The sequence below is a fragment of the Streptomyces crystallinus genome (assembly GCF_039521265.1).
Taxonomy (GTDB): Bacteria; Actinomycetota; Actinomycetes; order Streptomycetales; family Streptomycetaceae; genus Streptomyces; species Streptomyces crystallinus.
Map to the genome: position 1 here is coordinate 415622 of NZ_BAAACA010000014.1, position 22096 is coordinate 437717.

The following is a 22096-nucleotide window of genomic DNA, read 5'->3' on the forward strand; positions in this document are numbered from 1 at the left end:
AGCCCCACCTCGTACCCATGTGCGACACTCCCCGGCATGCTGGGTGTAACCGATCTTCCGACATACCTCGTGGGCCTGGTGCTGATCATCTTGGCGCCGGGGCCCAACTCCCTGTACGTCCTGTCCGTGGCGGCCCGGCGCGGTGTGCGTACGGGATACGTCGCGGCGGCGGGGGTGTGGACCGGGGACACGGTGCTGATGACGCTGTCCGCGCTCGGGGCCGCCTCGCTGCTGCAGACGACGCCACTGCTGTTCGCCGTCGTCAAGTACGCCGGCGCCGGGTATCTGTCGTGGATGGCGATCGGCATGCTGCGCCAGGCTCTCGGGATGTGGCGCAACCGCCACAAGGCGGTGGAGCCCGGTGCGGGAGACGACCTCCAGCCGGAAGCCTCCGTCGAGCGGCCCTACCGCCGCGCGCTGATGCTCAGCCTCTTCAACCCGAAGGCAATCCTGTTCCTGGTCTCCTTCTTCGTGCAGTTCGTGGACCCGGGATACGCCTATCCGGCGCTGTCCTTCCTGGTGCTCGGCACCCTGCTCCAGCTGGCGAGCTTCCTGTATCTGTCCACGCTGATATTCAGCGGCACCCGGCTGGCCGCCGCGTTCCGCCGTCGCAGGCGGCTGTCGGCCGGGGCCACCTCGGCGGCGGGCGTCCTCTTCCTCGGCTTCGCCGCGAAGCTGTCGCTCAGCGGGGTGTGAGCCGACCGGGTGTGAGCCGACCGGATACGAAACGGTCGGCTGCGGGACCGTTGGGTGTGAACGTGGTTACCCGCCGGTAAAGAATTGATCAAAGACCCTGGCGGGGCAGTGTGTGATGCGCGTAGATCTTCCTTTCATGCGCACTGTCACCAAAACCGCAGCAACCGCCGCCGCCCTGGCCCTCACCGGCGCCGCCTTCTACGGCGCCGGCGCGGCCACCGCCGGCGACGGCACGCCCAAGAGCGACAAGGAGATCCCCAACATCACCAAGGTCGAGGACAAGATCAACGCCTACTACGGCGGTGCTCCCGACTCGACCGGCGCCTACCAGGCCTCCCCGACCAGCAACTACGCCAAGCAGGTCGCCTCGATCGAGGCGCGCGCCAAGCGCCGGATAGCGCACGCCGCCGAGCACCCCGGGCGGGACGGCCGCAAGCCCGCCATCGTCCTCGACGTCGACGACACCACCCTGCTCACCTACGACTACGAGAAGAAGAACGGCTTCGCGTACAACGCCACCGCCTTCAACGCGTACGTCCAGAGCGCCCGGTCCATCGCCGTCTTCGGCATGCCCGACCTGGTCAACTACGCGGCCAAGAAGGGCGTCACCGTCTTCTTCCTCACCGGCCGCGACGTCTCGCAGCGCGACGCGAGCGCCACCAACCTCACCAAGGCCGGCTACGCCGTCCCGGTCGACAGCGCGCACTTCTTCCTCAAGGACAAGGCCAACCCGCCGGCCTACCTGAGCTGCGGCAAGCCCACCTGGACGTGCTCCACCGTCGACTACAAGGCCGGCACCCGCACGCACATCGAGAGCCTCGGCTACCGCATCGTCGCCAACCTCGGCGACCAGTACACCGACCTCGCGGGCGGCCACGCCGACCAGACGTACAAGATCCCCAACCCCATGTACTTCCTGCCGTAACCGTCCTGCCGGGGTGCGCGGCGCCGCGTCGGGCACCCCGGTATGCCGCACTCAGTTCGTGGCCGCGCCGAACCACCTGGGCAGTTGGGCCAGCAGCTCGTGCTGGTCATCGCCCGCCCACGCCACATGGCCGTCCGGCCGCAGCAGCACCGCGGGTACGTCCAGCTCCTCGCTGACGTCGACGACGTGGTCGACCCGGTCCGCCCAGCCCGCCACCGAGAGCCGCCCGGTCTGGTCGAGCAGCAGTCCGCGTCCGCCGTGCATCAGCCCGTACAGACGCCCCTGCTTCAGCGTCAGGTCCCGCAGCCGTCGGCCGAGCAGCTCATGGCCCTCGCCGAAGTCGTACGCGACGTCGACCGCGGTGATCATCCCGGTGATGTACCGGTTCACCTCCTCGAAGTCCATCAGCTTCGCGAACAGGTTGCGCAGCGCGGTCGGGCCCGGCTCGGTGCCCATCAGGGCGATCTGCGCCCGGGTGTTGTCCAGCACGGCGGCGCCCACCGGGTGCCGTTCGGTGTGGTAGCTGTCGAGCAACCCCTCCGGCGCCCAGCCCTCGACCGCGGCGGCCAGCTTCCAGCCGAGGTTGAACGCGTCCTGCACACCCAGGTTCATCCCCTGCCCACCGGTCGGCGGGTGGATGTGCGCCGCGTCCCCGACCAGGAACGCCCGGCCGACCCGGTACCGCTCGGCCTGCCGGGTGGCATCGCCGAACCGGGAGAGCCAGCGCGGCGAGTGGACACCGAAGTCGGTGCCCGCGAACGCCCGCAGCTGCCGCTTGAAGTCATCGAGGGTCGGTTCGGTCGCCCGGTCCTCGGCCACCCCCTCGGCGGGCACGACGACACGGCACACACCGTCCTCGTCCGGCGGGGTGACACCGAACCGCAGCTGGGTCCGGTGGACTTCCGCGACGGCCGCGGCGATCGTCGCCTGGTCCTCCGTCACCTCCATCTGGCCCACCAGCGTCTCGACCGTGGCGGGCTCGCCCGGGAAGCCGACACCGAGCAGCTTGCGCACGGTGCTGCGGCCGCCGTCGCACCCGACGAGGTAGCGCGAGCGCAGCCGTGTGCCGTCCGCCAGCTCGACGTCCACCCCCTCCTCGTCCTGGCTCAGACCGACCACTTCGCACCCGCGCCGGATGTCGGCGCCGAGCTCCAGCGCACGCGCGTGGAGCAGTTGCTCGGTGATCGGCTGCGGGGTGGCGACGCCGTACGGGTGCGCGGTGTCCATCCCCGCCGGCCACGGCTTGGCGATACCGCCGAAGAGGCCGCCGACCTGGTACTTCTCACTGACCGCCAGAAAGCGGTCCAGCAGCCCGCGCTGGTCCATCAGCTCGACGCTGCGGGCGTGCAGGCCCTGTCCGCGCGACTGCTTGGTCGGCTCCGTCAACTTCTCCAGCACGACCACCCGTACGCCGTGCAGACGCAGCTCACCCGCGAGCATCAGACCGGTCGGTCCACCGCCGGCAATGATCACGTCGATCGTCAAGGTCTTCTCATTTCCGCAGGTCCTGGCTTCGAAGAGGCATTCTGCGGGACGACCGGGGCCTTGCCGCAAGCCCCCCGGTGCGCTATACATTGAGAGTGGCGAGGAGCCGGTGAGCTCCTCGCCTTCGTCGTCTTCCGGCCCCGCCTCCGTCGTCACCGACGCCTGGCCCACGCCCTTTCCCGGCCGCTCGGTCAAGCGAGTGAACCTCCCGTCCCGGGCGCGCGGGATCGGACTCCACCGGTTTTCATGTCCATATGACCAACACCAAGAAGTATGTGCTCGCCGCCCTTGTCGGCACCGCCCTCACCTTCGGCTCCGTGGCACCCGCCATGGCGGCGGACCACGGCCCGGACCGCGGTTACGGCGACCACGACGACCGCTACCGCGACGGCTCCGACCGAGGGGAGTGCAGCAACCACGGCAGCGCCTACGCCGAGGGGTATGTCTCCCACTCCCCCGGCCTTCTCTCCGGCAACCTGATCCAGATCCCGATCAACATCCCCATCAACATCTGCGGCAACCACATCCTCTGAGCAGGCGAAACCCCGCTCCGACCCCCGTCAGTCCAGAAGAAGGGGGTTGGGCAGGACGGCCCCGGGGTGCATACGCAGAAGAGTGTGGAGCACCCCGGACAGGCCGGACATCAGGCTCGGCGAGAACGCCTCGCGGGCCAAACCCCCCACCGGGCCGCGCTGTTCGAGACCGGTGAGGATCTCGCCGTCGAGGTCGTCGGCGTCGCCGAGGCCCAGGGAGGTCAGGAACTCCCACAGGCCCAGGTCGCCGTGGCAGAGCGTATGGCTCCAGCCGAAGCCCTCGGCGGCGCAGGCGTGTCCGGCGCGCCGGGCCATGTCGAGGTGGGCCGGATCGCCGGTGCGCCGGTGCAGATCCAGCATGCCGATACCGATGCCCGCGCTGCCGTGGCACCAGCTGGTGAAGAAGTCCTCCTCGGCTCCGACGCGTACGTCCTGCCAGTTGCCCGCCTCGGGACGGTAGAGCGACTCCTGGAAGGCGAAGGCCCGTTCGGCCAGATGTCTCCAGTCGCGGCGCTCGGCGGCGGAGCCCGCCTCGCTCAGGGCGAGCCGGGTCAGCGCCCAGCCGATACCGGTGGCGCCGTGGGCGAAGCCGCCGATGCCCTCGGGGTTGAGCCGGGTGGTCCAGCGCGCGCCGCTCGCGTCGAGGGTGGCCAGGCCGGTGAGCCGGCGGCCGATGTGCGCGGCGGCATCGAGCCAGCGGTCCTGGCCGGTCGCCTCCGCCAGGCCGAGCAGCGGAACCACGCCCCCGGCCGCCCCGTTGAGCAGGTCCACCTCCACGTCGTCCTCGACCAACCGCCCCTGTGCGAGCAGCAGGGCGCGCTGGGCCGCCCGCTCCACCAGCCAATCCTCGCCGAGCACCCGGTGCAGCGCCAGCCACGTCCACACCTGTGAGGCCGCCCCGCTGAACGCACCGGCGGAGGGTGTGGGTGTGTGGTCCTCGGTGCTGATGAGGACCCGCAGCGCACCCTCGAACGCCTCGGTGACGCCCGGCACTTCGTCGGCGCGCCCCGCCCGCACCTCGGCCGCGTACTCCGCCAGTGTCAACGCCACACCGCCCTGCCCGGTGTACAGGTCGGCGGGCAGGACCCTGATGGACCAGCCGGCCGGGGTGAAGACCGGGCTGATCCAGGTGACCGTGCCGTCCTCGCCGCGCACCGCGCCGTCGCACAGCCGCCGCACCATCCGCGCGGCCAGCTCGCGGCGCCGCCGCTCCCGGTCGCGGGCGTGCGGCTCGCTGGCGCCCTCCTGCACCCGCTGGGGCAGCGAACGCTCGTTGAGGTACGCGCCCACCAGCGCGTCCTGGATGACGGACTCCTCCAGCGGCAGGTCGGCGGTGTGCCAGTCCTCCACCGTGGTCCGTACGGCAGCCGCGTCCACCACGAAGGTGGACATCGGTACGTCCCCGGCGAGCAGGTCAGCGATCTCGCCGTCGATGGCCGCACGGTCGGTGGGAGCGCCGGGCAGCACCTCGGCGTTGCGCCGCAGGATGTCCCGGGCCCGCTCGACCGCCGCCGCCTCGTCGTGCAGGGACGCGGGGTGCCACAGCATCCGGCCGATGTCCACGTACGCCTGGGTCGGCCGCAGGATCCGCCGCGCCTGCGCGCCCTCGAAACGTCGCAGCAGCCGGTACGGGTCGGTCCCGGGCCGGCGCAGGTGGGCGGTCATCTCGCGGAACCCGGCGAGGATCCGGTCCCAGTACGCGCTCAGCACCGGGGTGGGGCTGGGGTGGTTGCCCGCCGTGGGCATGGCCACCAGGTCCACCTCGAAGCGGGCCGCGGCCGTGCCGCCGTCCGCGATCACGGGGTTGGGGATCAGCGGCTGCTGGCCGGGCAGGGCCCCGACCCCGGAGATGTCCACACCGCCCAGCGCGAACCCGGTGCCGCGCACGGGCAGCAGTCCGGTGCGCAGTACCGTGCGGCGGATGGCCGCCGCGGCCACGTCCACCGCGTCGCCCCGGCCGCTGGCCGGGAAGGGCGCGGGGGCGTCGAAGAGGGTCTCCGCGTCGACGATCACCGGCACCGGCCCTGCCGCGATCATGTTCTCGGCGTGCATGTCGGTGCCGCCGGTGAAGCGCAGCACGGCCAGCCAGTGTCCGACGTTGCGGTAGAACGTGGCGAGTTCACCGTCGTCGGCGCAGTAGCGGTGGCGTACGAACGCGGACCAGCCGTATCCGTCGCGTACCAACGTACGCGGCACCCGGATGCGTTCGTCCGGCGCCGGCGCGTCCGGGAAGTCCGCGAACAGCTCGTCCAGCAGCTCGCCCAGCGCCACGTCCGCCTGGGACGGCCGGGGTTTGTACATCACGGTGCCGCCGTCGAAGTCGACCCTGCTCACCGTCAGGCCGCCCCGGTGGGTGTCACCCTCCCCGAAGGTGACGGCCCGTATCTCTCCCGCGGGCGCGCCGAGCAGGGGCCGCAGCAACTCCCGGTCCGCGGCGAGGCGTTCCGCGAAACCGGCCGTGGCCGCCACCGACAGCCGCGCCACCGACGCGACCCGCCGGCCGAGCGTCGGGTAACGGTCGGCAAGAGCGTCGAGATAGCCGTCGTCCTCGGCCTGCTCGATGAACGCGGCCCAGGTCGCCGTGTCGTCTCCGGCCCGCCCGCCGCCTTCCGCCATGCGCAGGGCGTGCAGTTCGATCAGGAACAGCCGCGACAGCTTCGCGTGCAGGGATCCGAGCAGGGCGGTGTGCCCGGCCTCCAGCACCACGTCCCGCTCGGCACCGCTCAGCGCGTCCACGGCGTCCAGCCGCCGGGCCAGCTCCTCCCGCCACGGCCGGGCGATGCTGCGTACCGGGCGGACGAACCACTCCGCCTCGTCCTTCGCCTCGTCCCTCTTCTCCGGCGCCGATCGGTCCACGGCCCGCCCCTCCCCAATCCGTCGCACGTCGGCGCCGTCGAGGCGCTCCCCTGGGTGCCGCGCAAGGCGTGGGGAACCGCGACCGACCTCGGCGGACACAGGCGGCCGGGGCGTGGTGAGCGGCTCCCCACTCGTCTTTCCGTACTCTCTGTCCGCACGGGACTGGATGTCCGCACGAGCTGTCCGCGACCGTCACTCAGCGGCGGTGCGCCGCAGGGGTGCCCTCCGCAGGACGGTCAGCAGGAGCGCCCCGCAGAGGGATCTCCGCGGCGGCACCGGCTGGTGGTCAGCAACACCAGCTTCCGCGCGAGCCACTCGGGCTGGAGCAGAAGCCGTAGAGGGAGTCGCTCGGGTCCGTGAGCGCTGCTTCGGCGGCGGCGCCACCGACGTACAGCGGGCCAGCGGGGTTGGACTGGCCGTACGCGCTCTCGGCGCCCGACAGCCAGGCGTTGAGCACGGCGGTTGCGGGAACACTGGTCTGGGGCATCTGCGGCCTCCGGACGTAGGAATCGGGACGGATTGCCCAGTGCCGAGTATTGCCGGATCCGAACACCTGTCAGATGACTAATCCGGCCACACTCTCGGGCTGTGTCTGCGCGGTATCGCGGGCCGTGGGGCGGGGTTTGACGGCAGTACGGCGAGCGAGCGGGCCCGCCCACGGCCTTCAGGGAGGCTTCTTCAGCCTTTGCCCTGATCAACTCGCGTGGCCGCATTGCGCCTTGACGCGGGAGGGCGGTCCGCCCATCACGGGCGTCTGTCCCTCCGCCGACGGTGCAGTCCACGTCATTCCTGGACCTCGCCTCCACCGCCGCCGGGACACCGGCTCGGTGAGCGATCTCGACGGCGGTACGAGGAGTGCGCAGCGGGAAGGAAGAGGGTGTCTGCCCGCCGCCCGATGGCGGGCAGACACCCGCGGTGTACGCCGAGACGGGGGACCTCCGCGTTCACCGCATCCGACGGCCGGGCCAGGAGAAAGCCGCGCCGCCGGAGTCACTGGGGCTGAAACGAGCGTGACAGCCGCCGTCCCCGCCTAAACAGCACCCCCTCGGCCAACAAATCCCCGGTCGTGGCCGACGCGCGCAAGGTGGCGCCGCTCATCCGCGTTCGGGGGGGCGTGACAGGGCGGTCACACCAGCTGCTGGGGCACCGGGCGTTCACCGAGCCAATCGGAGGAGCCCCCTCCAGCCGCCTCCGCGACGATTCCGCGGGAGCGCATGGTGAAGGATGGCCGTCATGACCTCTGTTTCGCGCGCTCTCTCCTTCAACTCCGCCGCCGCGCAGTACGCCGCGAATCGCCCCTCCTACCCGCCCAGCCTCTTCGACGCGATCGAGGAGGTCATGGGACGCCCGCTGACCGGCGCACGCGTCGCCGACGTCGGCGCGGGCACGGGTATCGCGACCGCGCTGATGCGGGAGCGCGGCGCCGATGTCCTCGCCGTGGAGCCGGGCGACGGCATGGCCGCCCAGTTCCGACGCGCCCTGCCCGAGGCGCCGATCGTCCGGGGCGATGGCAACGCCCTGCCGCTCGCCGACCTGTCCTGCGATCTGGTCACCTACGCCCAGGCCTGGCACTGGACGGACACGAGCCGTTCCGTACCGGAAGCGCTGCGCGTGCTGCGGCCCGGCGGCGCGCTGGCGCTGTGGTGGAACACCACGGCCGCCGACGTGCCCTGGGCCGCCGCCCAGGACGAGCGCATCGCGCACTGGTGCGGCGTGGCCCCCAAGGACCGCCGGCGCCCCGACGACGTCCGCGCAGGCCGCCTCGCGGGTCTGTCCGGTCTCTCCCACACCCGGCGCCTGCTGCGCTGGAGCCGGACCGTACCGCTCGACACCCACCTGGCGAACGTCACCAGCCACTCGGCGTTCCTGATGCTGGGCGAGGGAAGGACCGAGGAGTTCCTGACGGCAGAACGCGCGCTGCTGAGCGAGGCCTTCCCGGACGGGATGGTCGAAGAGACGTATGTGGTGGACCTGTTGGTGGTACCCAAGCCCTGACCGGCCGGGGCTCCCGGTCAAGGTCCCGGCCGCCTCGGCTCAAGCGCTCACGCCGCCCCCTCAGCGGACCGTCTGCATCACGAGCTCAACTGACCACCTGCTTCACGAGGTCAGCCGACCGCCTGCTTCACCAGCGCCGCGATCCGCGCCTCCACCGCGGCCGTCACCTCGGTCAGGGCGAAGGCGGACGCCCACATCGTGCCCTCGTCGAGCTTGGCCTGGTCGCTGAAGCCGAGGGTGGCGTAGCGGGACTTGAACTTCTCCGCGCTCTGGAAGAAGCACACGACCTTGCCGTCCAGCGCGTAGGCCGGCATTCCGTACCAGAGCTTCGGCGCGAGCGTGGGGGCGTTGGCGGTGACCACGGCGTGGACGCGCTCGGCCATGACCCGGTCCGGCTCCGGCATCTCGGCGATCTTCGCGAGGACGTCCTGCACCGCCTGCGCCGCCTTGTCCGCGCGCGAACCGCGCCGCGCGGACGTCTTCAGCTCCCGGGCGTGCTCCTTCATCGCGGCCCGCTCCTCGGCCGTGAACCCCTCGTACCCACTGCTGTTCGTGCTGCTCATGGCGCGTCTTCCCCTTGCCGATCCCGATGTTGCGGCTCTTGGAACGGACCTTAGCCGGGGGCACTGACAACGGGGCTCGACGCTGACCGGGACGGACACCGCGTGTCCGTCCCCGAGCCGGGTTCACGACGCGGCGAGCGCCTCGCGCCAGGCCGGGCTGTCGACGTAGTGGTTGTCGTAGCGCTCCGAGGACTCCGCGATCTTCTTCGGGTCGGTCTCGCCGCGCATCACACTGCCGAGCAGCCGCAGGTAGTCGAAGCGGCCCATACCGGGCGTGAAGGTGAACAGGACATCGGCCTCGCAGCCCGGCGCCGCGGCGAAGGCGTGCGGGGTGTGCGGCGGCACGGCGAGGAAGTCCCCGGCGTTCAGGGTGCTGATCTCCTCCCCCACCAGCACCTGGAGGGAGCCGCTGATCACGAAGAAGAGCTCCGTCGCCTTGGTGTGGAAGTGCGCGGGAGCCCCGACGGCCCCCTTGGCGAAGGTGGAGCGGTACGAGGTGAATCCGCCACCCGGCCCGTCCGTGTCGGCCAGCAGCGTCATCACGCTGCTCGGGTCGGCACAGGTCTCCGCCTCGGCGGCGCGGGTGACGAAGGCGTCGGAGCCGGTGTTCTTGCTGTTCATGGTGGTTCCCCTTCGGTTTCTCAGCCGACTCGGTGTCGCTGTGATCACTACTTTATGGAGCGGAAAGACCCTCCGTATGGTGCAATTCAGCGCTGGAAACAGAGGTCAATCAGGTCGCGTTTCCGGCCTCTGCGCCCCGTCATCGCCGTCTCCGACTGGCTGATTCGCGACCGTGGGCCGCCCGTCGGCGCGACTGCCCGGAGGTGGGGCCCTAGAGTGCGATGGGTCAGTGGAGTCCACGAAGGGGACACCCGATGACCATCGCGGTGACCACACCGACCGGACATGTGGGTTCACGCGTCGTACGGCTGCTGCTCCAGGCCGGCGTCCGCCCGCGCGTCCTGGTCCGCGAACCGGCCCGGCTCGACGAGGAGACCCGCGCGCGGGTCGATGCGCGCCAGGGCGATCTGACCGACGCCGGGTACGTCCGCGAGGCGTTGGCGGGTGTACGCACCGTTTTCTGGGTGGATCCCACGCCCCCCACCACGGCCGACCCGATCGAGGTCTCACTGCGGACGGCGGCGCCACTGGTCGAGGCCGCGCGGGCGGGCGAGGTGGCGCGTGTCGTCCTCTTGAGCAGCATCGGGGCCGAGAAGCGGCACGGGGTCGGGCACATCGACGCCCTGGCCGGGATCGAGGAACGGCTCGACACCACCGGAGCGGACGTACTGCACCTGCGCTGTGCCTACTTCTTCACCAACCTCCTGTTCGACCTGGAGGGGCTCGCCAAGGGCGTCCTGACCACGGCGTTCGATCCGGACCACCCCATGCCGTGGGCCGATCCGCGCGACATCGGCGACGTGGCCGCGGCCCGGCTGCTGAGCGACGCCTGGCGGGGGCGAGTGGTGCAGGCCGTTCACGGGCCACAGGACCTGACCTTCCGTCAGGTCGCGCGCATCCTCACGGAAGCGCTCGGACGCCCGATCCGGCTCAACCCCGTCAGTGACGACGCGACGCGGGAGACACTGCGCGCGGCCGGGCTGCCTGCCTCGGCGGTGGAGGGCATGGTGGGGATGACCGCCGGATCGCGCGACCTGGTGCCCGAACAGCCCCGGGACCTGCTCACCACCACGCCGACCCCGCTCAGCGGCTGGGCTCATGCCCATCTGCGTCCGCTAATGGAGAAGTGACAAGCCTGTTCTGCGTCTGCATCTGCGCCCGACTGATGGAGCGTCAGCCCTCGGCCCCCCTGCGGGCGCGGAACGCCGCCGCCTTGGTGCGGTTCTGGCAGGCCGTGGAGCAGAACTGGCGGGCGGCGTTGCGGGAGGTGTCGACGTACACCCGGTCGCAGCGCTCGGCCCGGCACACGCCCAGTCGGCTCGCGAGGCCGCCGCCCACCGCCAGGGCGAGCGCGGTGGCGCAGCTCGCGCTGCTGCCCGCCGCGAACGAGTCGTCCGGTCCGTGGAAGTGCATCTGCCAGGACCCGGATCCCGCCCGGTCCAGCCGGGGCCGGGCGCCGGTGTCGTACAGGAGGTCGTTGACGGTCTCGGCGGCAGCGTCCGCCCGGCCGTCCTGCATCGCCTGGAACACCTCGCGCATACGCCGTGCCGTCCCGGCCAGGTACGCGGCCTGGTCACCGTCGACGGACCGGGGCAGCGAGGACATGTCGCGCGGGATCGCGGCGTCGATGGCGTCCGCCAGCTCGGCACCCCGGGGCGCGGTGTAGGGGCGGCCGCGCGCCTGCCCGTCGGTCAAGGTGTTCACGAGCGAGACGGCTTGGTCGAGCAGCACCGCGACGTGACTGTCGAACATCACTTGACCGGTCACTCCTTCAATGGTTAGCGTCGGCGATGTCGGTAACTGACATTACTCGATACGACAGTTACATGGGGGTGGCGGCTGTGCCGCGAACGGTATGGCTGCTCGTGGCGGCACGGGCGATCAACCGGCTGGGCGCGTTCTCGCTGCCCTTTCTGACCGTCCTGATCAGCGACGACTTCGGTGCGAGCACCACGACGGCCGGGTTGCTCTCGGCGGCCTTCGGCCTCGCGACGATCCCCTCCCGCCTCGCGGGCGGCCATCTGGCGGCCCGCCTCGGACGCCGCCGTACGATCGTCGTCGGACTCACCGGCTGCGCGCTCGCGCAACTGGGCATCGCCTCCGCCGGTTCCCTGGCAGCGGTGGCCTTCTTCGCGATCCTGCTCGGTCTGGCCTTCGAGCTCTACGAGCCACCGAGCCAGGGGATCATCGCGGACACCGTCCCGGCCGCCGAGCGGGTCCGCGCGTACGGCCTGCTCAACGCCGCCCTCGCCGCCGGAGGCACCGGCGCCGGCCTCATCGCGGCCGGTCTGGGCCGCTACGACCTGCGCTGGCTCTTCGCCGTCGACGCGTTCACCTGTCTGGCGTGCGCGCTGACCCTGCACCTCGCCCTGCCCGCCGACCGGCCACGCCCAACGGCCGCAGGCAACCGCCCACTCGACCTACCGGTCCATCCCTGGCGGGACCGCGCGCTGTGGGCGATGTTCGCGTCCGGCACCGGGTTCGCGCTCGTCGCCATGCAGGTGGTCATGGCGCTGCCGCTCACCCTGGACCGGCGCGGATACGAGGCCGCCGACGCGGGGTTGCTCTTCACCACCTCGGCCGTGACGGTCGTCGTCGCCCAACCCGTTCTCCGTCTGCGCCGCCTCACCGCGCTCTCCGCCCCCGTGGCCCTCGCCCTCGGCTACGCCCTGCTGGCGGCGGGCCTGAGCGGATACGCGATCGCGCGCGGCCTGCCCGCGTTCCTGCTCGCGACCGCCGTCTGGAGCCTGGGCGAGGTCATCATCCTCGCCCGGGCCATGAGCGTCGTGGCCGACCTGGCCCCGCCCGGCGCCAGCGACCGCTATCTCGCCGTGTACGGAATCAGCTGGGGCATCGCGACCACCGCCGCGCCCGTCACCGCCACGCAGCTACTGGACCACACCGGAGTCACCGCGCTGTGGTCCGCCACCGCGGCTTTCGCCCTCGCCCTCGCGGCCGTACAACTCCTCGTCGTCAAACCGCTCATCGGGCCCGGGGGAGGCGGCGATGGAACTTTCCGGTCGACCACCGTTGGCACCCCCGCCACGGCGGAGGGACTGCCGCGTCCACAGGCGTGAGCGTCAGCGCCCGCCTGCCCGGGCCGGACGCGGCACCCGCCCCGCGGCGGTCCTCCGGCCCGTCCGCCGCCGCTCGGCGAGGTCGCGGGCGGCCTCGGGCCAGGTGCCGTGATCGAAGGTGAAACCCTCGTCGAGGAGGCGGCCGGGAACGACCCGGCGGCTCTTGAGCAGGAGTTCGGTGTCCGTGCGCAGGACGTACGCGCCGAGCTCGGCCATGCCCTTGGTGGCGGGCAGCCCCACCGGGACCCGCCAGGCGGCACGCAGGGCCCGCATGAAGGCGCGGTGCGGAAGCGGGGTGGGGGCGGCGAGGTTGACCGGGCCGGAGATGTCGTCGCGCTCGATCAGGAACCGCACGGCGCGGACGAAGTCGTCGTCGTGGATCCACGACACGTACTGCGCGCCGCCCGCGACGGGTCCGCCGAGGCCGAGCCGTGCCATCCACGACATCACGTCGAAGACTCCGCCCCGGTCCGGGCTCATGACCATGGCGGAGCGCAGCGCGACCTTGCGCGTGTGCGGGGCGTCCGCCTCCTCCTGGGCCCGCTCCCAGGCCTTGGCGATCTCGACGCTGTAGCCCCAGTACGCCGGGACACCGGCTTCGGTACCGCCGATCACGCCGGTGGCCTCGTCGTGGGGTGCGTCGTAGCGGTGGGCGTAGAGGGTGGCGGTGCTCATCTGGAGCCAGAGGCGGGGCGGCCGGGCGGCCGCCTCGACGGCGCCGCCCACGGCCTGCGTCGAGCGCACCCGCGAGTCCATCATGGCCTTCAGGTTGGCCGGGGTGTACCGGCAGCTGACACTGCGACCGGCCAGGTTGATCACCACGTCACTGCCGTCGATCTCCCGGACCCACTCCCCCGCGCTCTCCCCGTCCCAGTGGACCTCACGCTCCCCCACGGGCCGCCGAGTGAGGATCACGACCTCGTGGCCCGCGGCGGTCAGAGCACGGTCCAACACGGCACCGACCTGCCCGGTTCCACCGGGAATGACTATCTTCATCGACTTCCCCTCCTCTGTCGCACTGAGCGTAGAGGAGGGGTTGAACGCGTTCAAATTCGGGGTGGCCGCCGCCACGCGGGGCACCGCCCCCTGATGGCGGCCACCTCATCTCACCAGGTCTTACCCGCCTGCTCCCGCGTCGTCCGGTTGATCCGGTTGAAGAAGTTGGTCACCGCGATCTCCAGGATGAGCGCGGACAGCTGCTGCTCCGTGAAGTGGTCGGCGGCGTTGTCCCAGATGTCGTCGGTCACGCCCGGCGCGCCGTCCTGGACGCGGGTGGCCGCCTCGGTCAGTTCGAGGGCCGCGCGCTCCTCGTCGGTGAAGAAGGGCGTCTCGCGCCAGGCGACCACGCTGTGCAGGCGCTCCTCCGTCTCGCCCGCCTTCTTCGCGGCGGCCACACCGGCGAGCACGCACGGGCTGCACTCGTTGATCTGGCTGGCGCGCACATGGACCAGCGCCAGCAGACGCGGGTCGACTCCCCCGGCGTGGATCGCCTTGTGCAGATGCTGGATCGCGGTGACCAGATCCGGGTTTCCGGCGCCCTTCATACGTGCTTCCATCAGCTCTGCTCCCTCATCGGTTACGTGTGCCCCACCGGGCTCGTCATCCCCATGACGGAGCGGTTCTGAGGAAGGTAACAACGACATGTCCGACACCAGCCCGACGGATCCGGTGGCCGAGGTCTTCGAGTCCCAGCGCGACCGGCTGCGCGCCGTCGCCCACCGCATGCTGGGCTCGTACGCCGACGCCGAGGACGTGGTGCAGGAGGCGTGGCTGCGGCTCTCGCGCCAGGACGCGGGGACGATCCACAACCTGGCCGGGTGGCTGACCACGGTGGTCGGCCGGATCAGCCTCGACGCCCTGCGGGCACGCCAGAGCCGCCGGGAGGCCCCGTACGACGACCGGCTGCCCGAGTTCGTGGTGACGCTCGACGACGGGCTCGCGCCGGAGGACGACGTGCTGCTCGCCGACTCCGTCGGGCTCGCCCTCCTCGTCGTCCTCGACTCGCTCCGCCCGGACGAACGGCTGGCGTTCGTCCTGCACGACCTGTTCGCGGTGCCGTTCGCCGAGATAGGCCAGATCCTCGGCAAGTCCACCGACGCCACCAAGATGCTCGCCAGCCGGGCGCGCAGGAAGGTGCGGGCGACCGAGCGGCCCGCAGGCGTCGGGCGCGAGCAGCGCCAGGTGGTCGAGGCCTTCCTCGCGGCCGCTCGCCACGGGGACTTCGAGGGGCTGCTGCGCGTGCTCGACCCGGACGTCAAGCTGGCCGTCGACACCCCCGTCGGCCTGGTCGTCACCCTCGGCGCCACCGAGGTCGCCGCCGGGGCGAAGCTGTCCGCCACGGCGGCGGTACGCGGACACGCCGTGTTCGTCAACGGCCGCCCCGGGGTCCTCTCCTGGCACGAGGACGGCACCCCGTTCACCCTCCTCGCCTTCACCGTCGGCGGCGGCCGGATCACGGAGATCACGGCCGTGGTCGACCCCGCGAAACTCGCCCTGATGGATCTGCCGGTTCCGGTGTGACACGTGCGGGACGCCTCACCGCGACTCCATGGCGCACTCCTCCCGCACACTGGAGAAGTGACCAGTCAGCAGAGGGAGAGGATCGCACCGTGACGGAGCAGTCGGACGCAGTCGCCTCGGTCTGGGAGGACATCGAGCAGTGGTACGCGGCCCAGGGCGGCCCGCATCTGCTCCTGCCGCCCGCCCGCGACGAACAGATCGACTCCGTCGAGGCGACGCTCGGCGTCCAACTCCCCGAGGAGGTACGGACTTCACTGCGGCGGCACGACGGCACCGCCGACGGAGGGTGGCCGAAGGGCAGGCTGCTGTCCTGCGACGGCATCCTGAGCGAGACGGGCGTATGGCGGGAGCTCCTGGCCGACGGGACCTTCGACGACCTCAAGGGATTCCATTCCGGGGGCAAGGCGCTCAAGCCCGGGTGGTGGAACACCGGATGGGTCTGCGTCGACGCCGACGGCGCGGGGAACGGCTCCGCGCTGGACCTGTCGCCGGGGCCCGAGGGCAAGGTCGGCCAGGTGATCGACATGGATCACGAAGTGGGTCCGAGCGGGCCCATCGCGGGCGACTTCGTCGGATACCTGAGGGATATCGCAGCGCGGTTGGAGGAGTTCTCGGTGGTCGACGGGCAGTACGTGGAGGAACGGTAGCGCCCCCGCCGGAGCCCCTACGCGCCCACGGTCCCGGCCTCGACGCCGGGACCGGCCGGTCGTCTTCGAGGACCCGCCCCTCGACGTACTCCACTCCCCCGCGCCGAACGGCCTCGCCGGAGCCCTCCCGGTGAAGCCTTTCGATGACGCCCTACCGCGGGCCCTGTTCCCTCGGCACGAGCTCGGCGATGATCTCCATGCCGAGTGCGTAGGCCGGCACGCCCGCCGTGATCAGCGCGGTCTCGGCCACACCGACGAGGTCGGCGATCCCGGCTCCGGCGTGGAGTGCGCCCTGGGCGTGGATGCGGGCGGGGTGGTCGCGGCCGAGCGCCAGCAGCTGTCCGAAGTGGACGAGCTGCTGCACCCGCCCGCCCAGCGGACTGTCGGTCAGCACGATGTGCCGCAGGGCCGCCAGCGCCTCCTCGGTGGGCAGCCGGTCGAACTCCCCGGCCAGCCGCAGCCGTTCCTGCACCCCGCCGGGAACGGCGCCGAGGGTCGAGCGGTAGCGGTCGCGTACCGCCTCCGTACGCGCGTCGAGGCCGTCGTCGGTCATGACGCGACCCGCGCGATCGCGGCGCGTACGGCCTCCTGGGCACCCGGCGGGAAGTCCACGGCCCCGCCGATGGCCGCCGCGGCGATCTCGGCCTCGGCGCTCTCCTCGATCGCCACGATCAGACGGGCGGTGGCCGCCGAATCCGGGCCGAACGCCAGCAGACCGTGGTTGGCGAGCAGGGCGGCGGCCGTCGTCGGGCGCTGTCGCAGGATCTCGGCGATCCCGCGCACCGAGACGTCCGACCCGCGCGGCCCCCAGGGCACCACCGGCACCTCCTCGGCCTGTCCGGACCTCAACATCGGCTCGGTGCGGCACGGCAGCGGCCGGTGCGCCACGGCGAAGGCGGTCGCGGACGGCGAGTGGGTGTGGATGATCGCGCCCACATCGGGGCGGGCCCGGTACACCACGCTGTGCATGGCGATGATCTCGGCGCTGACGGACTGCAACTCGCCCTCCAGGACCTGCCCGTCGAAGCTGACGACGGCCAGGTCCTCGGGCCGTATCCCGCGCACGTATCCCGGGGTCAGCAGCAGGCGGTCGCCGTCGAGCCGGGCGCTCAGGTTGGCGTGCCCGGAGTGGGCCATCACCCCGGCCGCGAAGAGGCTCTCCGCGGCTGCCACCAGCTGGTCGGCTCGCTTTTTTGCTATGTACGCATCGCTCATGGCGGCATCTCCACATGTGCTGCCAGCGGCCGCTCGTCCGCCGCTGTCCTCGTGCCCACCACTCTTCAACTTGAACTAAGGTTCAAGTCAAATACCGGGTCGCAGAAGGAGCAGAAGGAGGAGCAGAAGGTGCGGAACGCGGGGATGACGATCGGCCGGCTCTCCGAGATCACCGGGGTGCCCGCCTCGGCCATCCGGTACTGGGAGCGCCACGGCCTGCTGCCCGCGCCCGAGCGTGAGAGCGGGCAGCGGCGCTATCCCCCGGAGGCGGCCGAGCGGATCACGGTGCTGCGCAAGTACCAGCAGGCCGGGCTGACGCTGGTGGAGATCAGCGAGTTCCAGCGCGAACAGCCGCGCCGGGAGGCGATGATCCGCGCCAAGATCGCCGAGATCGAGCAGCGGATGGTCGACCTCGACCACGCCCACCAGCTTCTGACCCACGCCCTCAAGTGCAGTGAGCAGGACATCGTCAGATGTCCGAAGTTCCGGGAGCAGATGGCGCAGTGGCAGACGCCGGAACAGGCGCCGTGAGCGCGGGTGGTGGGCCTGGCCGGATCACCGGCGAGGCCCACCACTGTTCCCTCACTTGCCGAAGGACAGGAGCGTGCGGTCCTTGTGCTGCGGCGTGGGGCTCTTGACGCGGCCGTTGAGCAGGAAGAACCTGCCGCCGGACCAGGTCATATGAGGGGTGAGGAAGAAGCCCTGCTCGGTGGCGGTCGCCGCGGCCGGGGTCTGGAGCAGGGTCCGGGGGGCGCCGCCGGTCGCCGCGATGGTGGCGATCCCCGCGGAGTCGCTGGGCCCCTTGCCCGGCTGGACGTACACCACGGCCTTGCCGTCCTCGACCGCCAACGGCCTCATGGCCCGGCCGCGCGGCTCCTTCGTACGCCACTTCTCCTTGCCGTTGCCCAGATCGATCGCGACGACCTCGTTGGTCTCCGGCTCACCGACCACCGCCCCGCCCGAGCCCGCCGTACCGAGGTAGAGGGTCGCCGAGTCGACGGCCGCGAAGGTGCAGGCGTGCAGGTCCCCACTGCCGTCGCCGAACCCGTCGCACGCACCGGTGACCTTGAACTTCGGCTCGACCTGCCAGCGGACCTTGCCGTCCGGGCCGAACGCCGTGATGTTCCACGTCATGGTGTCGTTGTTGTGCGCGGCGACGACCAACGGCTCGGTGGAGTAGACCCGCCCGACGGTCCACCCCGGCGCGTACTTGTAGTTCCACCTGGACTTGCCGGTGGCCGGGTCGAGTTCCTCGATCAGCTGCTGCGACTTGGTGGCGTCGCCCGAGCTCGTACAGAGGGCCACACCGACGAGTCTGCTGCCGCCGCCGATGGAGTAGGGGCTGCAACCGGACGTCTTCCAGGTGCCGAAGAGCTTCTTGCCGTCGGCGGCCGAGAAACCGGTCGCGTAGGCGCTGTGGGTGACGGCGACGGTGTTGCCGGTGACCGCCACCCGGAACTCGTTCGTGAAGTCGAACTGGTTCTCCTGCGGCACCTCCACCTTCCAGCCCGCCTTGCCGGTGGCCAGGTCGATCTGCTGGAGGTACTTGCAGTGGGCGCGTGCGGTGTTGTTCTCCAGGGTGGCGATGAACAGCTTGCCGCCCGCGCCCAGGTGGTGCGCGGCGCCGCACACCGGTGTCTCCAGCGCCAGGCTCCACTTCTGGGCGCCGTCGGCCACCGCGTGACCGGTGACCTCCTTGTACATGGCCCTCGCCACGATGTCACCGACCAACCAGGGGCCGTACTGCTGGCCGCCCGCGGACGTCAGCTGCGTCGCGTTCTCGCGCACCCAGATACGCGCCTCGCCGGGTTTGATCCCGTCGTTGAACCCGTCGCCGCCGCTCGCACCGCCGTTGCCGCTGCCGGTGCCGTCACCGAGGTCGGCCGTGGGAGACGCCGACGGTGTGGCGGGTTCACTGGCGAGCGCGGCGGGTTTGCCCGGCTTGCCGTCGTCACCGGAGGCGAGGTACACACCTCCACCCACGACCAGCAGCCCCGCGACGACGGCGGCCACGATCGCAGCCGGCCTGCGGTGGAAGGGCCGCTGTCCACCGCCGCCCGGTGGGGCGGGCGGGACCGGTGGTGGCATCTGGGGGTACGGGGACGGGCTCGGCGGGCCGTAGCCGCCGGGGTAAGGAGGTTGCGGTGGATGACCGGGGGCGGCTGCGGGAGGTTGGCCGTACCCGCTGGGCGGGCCGTACCCACCGGCCTGGCCGTACCCGCCGGCCTGGTCCGCGCCCGGCTGTCCGTAACCACCGGGCTGGGCATAAGGGTTGCCCGGAACCGGCTCCTGCGGCGGTTGGTGACTTGGCGGTTGGCTCACAGCGATATTCCCCCCGAATTCGCCAGCGACATCACTACGTTGAACACTCGGGGCCTTTCTATCACCCGCCCCCCGCGTCCCCGCTCGCCCGCCTCTTCTATACAGCGCTCGCCGGAGCTCAGCCCTTGCTGATCCGTACCGTGTCTCCCGCCGGGCCGCCCGCCAGGACGTCGATGCGGACGCCGGTTCCGAGGTCGGTGAAGCTCTGCCCCGGAGTACGGGCCGCCAGGTCCAGCGCGGTGCCGGGAAGCGGCGGCAGGACACGGACCGGGCCTTCGCCGGTGGCGGCGGACGAGTCGATTCTGTAGACGAGGACCCCGGTGGAGCGGGCGCCCCGGTCGTTGCCCTCGGCGCGGCGCGACTCCGCCACGTACGCGGTGGTCTCCCCGGTGCGCAGGACGGCGATCTTCGTGCCGCCGGGGCGTTCCACCGGCGTGAGGCGCACGGTGCGCCGGCCGAGGCCGGCCAGACAGGCGACCTGGCCGTCGTGGATCCAGCCGAGCTTCCAGGAGTGCCAGCCGAGGTACTGCGGGGCGGCCCCCGCGATGTTTCCCATGACGTCCCAGCCGCCCACGTACTGGTGGGTGTCCCCGGTGAAGGAGTACAGGTCCGGCAGGCCGAAGGTGTGGGCGGTCTCGTGGGCGGCGACCTTGAAGCCCCAGTGCCACATGTCCTGGCCGAAGGTGACGGCCCACTTCACCCGGGTGCCGTCCGCGGTGACGCCCCCGGTCGCCGGGTCGAAGAGATAGGTCGGCGAGAAGGGGATGGCCGTCGCCGCCTTGGTGGGGACGACATAGACCATGTCGTACCGCGAGAAGTCGGCGTAGGGGTCGGCCGCCGTGACCGCGTCGCGCAGGTACTTCTCATGGGCCTCGAAGGTCAGGCCGCGTGCGAAGTCGTACGAGGTGGAAGCGGCGGGCATCCGTATCCAGCGGCGCAGCGGGGTGACGGCCAGACGGGCGCGGCCGTGGCTGGCCGTCCGCATCCAGTCGGCGGCCGGGGCGAGTTGCGCGGCGTACGGATCGGTGGGGCCGGTCGCCGGCGCGTCGGGGAAGTCGACGAACAGGGTGAGGACGCGGTGGGTGCCGGTGGGTTTCTGGAACTGGGTGCGGTCGGTGTCGTGCCCCTCGTCGGTCCAGCCCGTGCGGCCGGGCAGCGCGCAGTCGGCGGGGGCCGTCCGCTGCGGCACGGGTGCGGCGGTCGCCGCGCCGGTCCCGGCCAGGCACAGGGTGAGGGCGACGGCGGCGGTGGCGAGGGGACGCGGTGACGGAACGGGCATGGCTCCTCCTGGAGGGTGGGCGGTCAGGCGCGGCCGGCGGCCAGATCCATCAGACGGGAGAGGACCCGGTCGCCGGAGGCGGTGAGTCCGTCGTGCTCCCACTCGTTGGTGACCCAGGCCCGGCAGGCGCCGACCGCGCGGGCGGTGCCCAGCGAAAGCCCCGCGTCCACGTACATGTCGTCGTGGTAGACGACCGCGGCGAGCGGGACCTCGTTGGCGGCGAGGCGGTCCGTGTCGTACAGCGGCGCCCAGTCGGTGCGCCGGGCCAGCAGGTCGGCGGCCTCGGCGAACGGCCGCAGGGCGGTGATCTCCTGGAACATCCAGGGATAGATCATCTCTCCGGTGAGGAGAAACGGGTCGGCGCGGTCGGCGAACGCGGGGAAGTCACCGAGGGCGCGGTCGGCGGCCCAGTTCGTCGCCCCGGCGCCCTGGCCGTAGAGGGTCTCCTGGAGAACGGCGAACAGCGGGTTGCCGGTGAAACCGGTCATCTCCGCCACCTGGTGGAGGAAGACATCACTCAACTCTCCCTCAGCGTCGCGGGCTTCGTCGAGCAGCCAGTGCACCCGCTCGAAACCGTCGCCCATGCCGAGGGCCAGACCGAGGGTGCGCAGCCGCCGGGGCGTCAGCCGGTCCCCGTCCGGCAGCCGTACGTCGGTGGCCGCGAGGAGGTCCGCGGTCTCGCGCAGCCGGGTGGCGTCGCCGGGATAGCGGGCGTAGAAGTCCAGGACGCGGTCGCGCACCCGGGGGTAGGTGCGGGCGTATACGTCGTCGGCGGTCGCGGTGAGGCCGGGCAGCCCACCGGCGACATAGCAGGCACGCAACCCCTCGGGGGCCCGGGACAGATAGGTGAGGGTGAGGAAACCGCCGTAGCTCTGGCCGAGGGTCTCCCAGGGCTCGTCGCCGCACAGCCTGCGCCGGATGAGTTCGGCGTCGGCGACGATCGCGTCGGCACGGAAGTGCGCCAAGTGGGCGGCGAAGGCGGCCGGGGAGGCGAACCGCGCGGCCGTACGGCCGGTCACGGGGGTGGAGCGGCCGGTGCCACGCTGGTCGAGCAGCAGCACCCGGTGGGTCTTGAGGGCGTGCTCCAGCCAGCCCGGCGAACCGGTGGACGGCCTGGGCGACTTGCCGCCCGGACCGCCCTGGAGGTAGAGGAGCCAGGGCAGCCGCTCACCCGCGCGGGAGCGGTCGACGACCTCGCGGGCGAAGACCTGGAGGGTCGGGCCGTGCGGGTCCGCGTGGTCCAGCGGAACGGTGAAGACGTGGTCGACGGTTGTGTACGCCGGGTTCATGGTTGCCTTTCGCGGCGCGGACGGGCGTGCGGAAACAGGCTCTGAGGAGCATGGCGCGGGCGGCCTCCGGCGA

At 71.6% G+C, this 22096-nt stretch carries 22 protein-coding genes; 9 read left to right on the forward strand and 13 right to left on the reverse strand.

Annotated features, from left to right (window positions below; genetic code table 11):
- Nucleotides 1–36: 36 nt before the first annotated feature.
- Nucleotides 37–696, forward strand: coding sequence for a leucine efflux protein LeuE (gene leuE / locus ABD236_RS12505; RefSeq protein ID WP_344073602.1), 660 nt, complete (start codon nucleotides 37–39; stop codon nucleotides 694–696).
- A gap of 136 nt (nucleotides 697–832) precedes the next feature.
- Nucleotides 833–1621, forward strand: coding sequence for an HAD family acid phosphatase (locus ABD236_RS12510; RefSeq protein ID WP_344073603.1), 789 nt, complete (start codon nucleotides 833–835; stop codon nucleotides 1619–1621).
- A gap of 51 nt (nucleotides 1622–1672) precedes the next feature.
- On the opposite strand, the gene rox is transcribed toward ABD236_RS12510, so the two are convergent.
- Nucleotides 1673–3106, reverse strand: a complete 1434-nt coding sequence (gene rox, locus ABD236_RS12515) for a rifampin monooxygenase (protein ID WP_344073605.1) — start codon at nucleotides 3104–3106, stop codon at nucleotides 1673–1675.
- Nucleotides 3107–3360: 254 nt separating this feature from the next.
- On the opposite strand from rox, the gene ABD236_RS12520 reads away from it, so the two are divergent.
- On the forward strand, nucleotides 3361–3639 hold the full coding sequence (locus tag ABD236_RS12520; RefSeq protein WP_344073606.1) for a chaplin family protein: 279 nt from the start codon (nucleotides 3361–3363) through the stop codon (nucleotides 3637–3639).
- 27 nt (nucleotides 3640–3666) lie between these two features.
- Here the strand turns inward: ABD236_RS12520 and ABD236_RS12525 are convergent, their stop codons facing one another.
- Nucleotides 3667–6495: a type 2 lanthipeptide synthetase LanM family protein gene (locus ABD236_RS12525; RefSeq protein WP_344073607.1), complete on the reverse strand. Its 2829-nt coding sequence runs from the start codon at nucleotides 6493–6495 to the stop codon at nucleotides 3667–3669.
- 286 nt (nucleotides 6496–6781) lie between these two features.
- Nucleotides 6782–6982: a DUF6229 family protein gene (locus tag ABD236_RS12530; RefSeq protein WP_190087684.1), complete on the reverse strand. Its 201-nt coding sequence runs from the start codon at nucleotides 6980–6982 to the stop codon at nucleotides 6782–6784.
- A gap of 746 nt (nucleotides 6983–7728) precedes the next feature.
- Here ABD236_RS12530 and ABD236_RS12535 point away from each other — a divergent pair.
- Nucleotides 7729–8490: a methyltransferase domain-containing protein gene (locus tag ABD236_RS12535; RefSeq protein WP_344073609.1), complete on the forward strand. Its 762-nt coding sequence runs from the start codon at nucleotides 7729–7731 to the stop codon at nucleotides 8488–8490.
- Nucleotides 8491–8600: 110 nt separating this feature from the next.
- On the opposite strand, the gene ABD236_RS12540 is transcribed toward ABD236_RS12535, so the two are convergent.
- Together ABD236_RS12540 and ABD236_RS12545 are read right to left on the reverse strand one after the other, a co-directional pair.
- On the reverse strand, nucleotides 8601–9053 hold the full coding sequence (locus ABD236_RS12540; protein WP_344073610.1) for an iron chaperone: 453 nt from the start codon (nucleotides 9051–9053) through the stop codon (nucleotides 8601–8603).
- Nucleotides 9054–9176: 123 nt separating this feature from the next.
- Nucleotides 9177–9674: a cupin domain-containing protein gene (locus tag ABD236_RS12545; protein WP_344073611.1), complete on the reverse strand. Its 498-nt coding sequence runs from the start codon at nucleotides 9672–9674 to the stop codon at nucleotides 9177–9179.
- 254 nt (nucleotides 9675–9928) lie between these two features.
- Between ABD236_RS12545 and ABD236_RS12550 the strand changes: the two genes are divergently transcribed.
- Nucleotides 9929–10804 (forward strand): NmrA family NAD(P)-binding protein, encoded by an 876-nt coding sequence (locus ABD236_RS12550; RefSeq protein WP_344073612.1) that lies wholly within the window; start codon nucleotides 9929–9931, stop codon nucleotides 10802–10804.
- A gap of 43 nt (nucleotides 10805–10847) precedes the next feature.
- Here ABD236_RS12550 and ABD236_RS12555 read toward each other — a convergent pair whose 3' ends face one another.
- Nucleotides 10848–11426, reverse strand: a complete 579-nt coding sequence (locus ABD236_RS12555; protein WP_344073613.1) for a CGNR zinc finger domain-containing protein — start codon at nucleotides 11424–11426, stop codon at nucleotides 10848–10850.
- Nucleotides 11427–11515: 89 nt separating this feature from the next.
- On the opposite strand from ABD236_RS12555, the gene ABD236_RS12560 reads away from it, so the two are divergent.
- Nucleotides 11516–12751 (forward strand): MFS transporter, encoded by a 1236-nt coding sequence (locus tag ABD236_RS12560; RefSeq protein ID WP_425543860.1) that lies wholly within the window; start codon nucleotides 11516–11518, stop codon nucleotides 12749–12751.
- A 3-nt stretch (nucleotides 12752–12754) separates the two neighbouring features.
- Here the strand turns inward: ABD236_RS12560 and ABD236_RS12565 are convergent, their stop codons facing one another.
- On the reverse strand, nucleotides 12755–13747 hold the full coding sequence (locus ABD236_RS12565; RefSeq protein ID WP_344073615.1) for a TIGR01777 family oxidoreductase: 993 nt from the start codon (nucleotides 13745–13747) through the stop codon (nucleotides 12755–12757).
- Nucleotides 13748–13857: 110 nt separating this feature from the next.
- On the reverse strand, nucleotides 13858–14307 hold the full coding sequence (locus ABD236_RS12570; RefSeq protein WP_344073617.1) for a carboxymuconolactone decarboxylase family protein: 450 nt from the start codon (nucleotides 14305–14307) through the stop codon (nucleotides 13858–13860).
- A gap of 85 nt (nucleotides 14308–14392) precedes the next feature.
- Here ABD236_RS12570 and ABD236_RS12575 point away from each other — a divergent pair, with 85 nt between their 5' ends.
- Together ABD236_RS12575 and ABD236_RS12580 are read left to right on the forward strand one after the other, a co-directional pair.
- On the forward strand, nucleotides 14393–15271 hold the full coding sequence (locus ABD236_RS12575; RefSeq protein ID WP_344073618.1) for a sigma-70 family RNA polymerase sigma factor: 879 nt from the start codon (nucleotides 14393–14395) through the stop codon (nucleotides 15269–15271).
- A gap of 89 nt (nucleotides 15272–15360) precedes the next feature.
- Entirely contained in the window at nucleotides 15361–15918 is a 558-nt protein-coding gene (locus ABD236_RS12580) for an SMI1/KNR4 family protein (protein WP_344073619.1), read from the forward strand.
- Nucleotides 15919–16069: 151 nt separating this feature from the next.
- On the opposite strand, the gene ABD236_RS12585 is transcribed toward ABD236_RS12580, so the two are convergent.
- Complete coding sequence (locus tag ABD236_RS12585) at nucleotides 16070–16471, reverse strand: carboxymuconolactone decarboxylase family protein (protein ID WP_344073620.1); 402 nt, start codon at nucleotides 16469–16471, stop codon at nucleotides 16070–16072.
- Nucleotides 16468–17133 (reverse strand): class II aldolase/adducin family protein, encoded by a 666-nt coding sequence (locus ABD236_RS12590; protein WP_344073621.1) that lies wholly within the window; start codon nucleotides 17131–17133, stop codon nucleotides 16468–16470. Before ABD236_RS12590 ends, ABD236_RS12585 begins: the two co-directional genes overlap by 4 nt.
- Nucleotides 17134–17262: 129 nt before the next feature.
- Here ABD236_RS12590 and ABD236_RS12595 point away from each other — a divergent pair, with 129 nt between their 5' ends.
- Nucleotides 17263–17664: a MerR family transcriptional regulator gene (locus ABD236_RS12595; RefSeq protein ID WP_344073622.1), complete on the forward strand. Its 402-nt coding sequence runs from the start codon at nucleotides 17263–17265 to the stop codon at nucleotides 17662–17664.
- A 51-nt stretch (nucleotides 17665–17715) separates the two neighbouring features.
- Here the strand turns inward: ABD236_RS12595 and ABD236_RS12600 are convergent, their stop codons facing one another.
- From ABD236_RS12600 to ABD236_RS12610, 3 genes are all read right to left on the reverse strand, one after another.
- On the reverse strand, nucleotides 17716–19146 hold the full coding sequence (locus ABD236_RS12600; RefSeq protein WP_344073623.1) for an outer membrane protein assembly factor BamB family protein: 1431 nt from the start codon (nucleotides 19144–19146) through the stop codon (nucleotides 17716–17718).
- A 427-nt stretch (nucleotides 19147–19573) separates the two neighbouring features.
- Complete coding sequence (locus ABD236_RS12605; RefSeq protein WP_344073624.1) at nucleotides 19574–20734, reverse strand: M6 family metalloprotease domain-containing protein; 1161 nt, start codon at nucleotides 20732–20734, stop codon at nucleotides 19574–19576.
- A 23-nt stretch (nucleotides 20735–20757) separates the two neighbouring features.
- A complete protein-coding gene (locus ABD236_RS12610) occupies nucleotides 20758–22023 on the reverse strand; it encodes an alpha/beta fold hydrolase (protein WP_344073625.1) in 1266 nt (421 codons plus the stop codon).
- Nucleotides 22024–22096 lie beyond the last annotated feature (73 nt).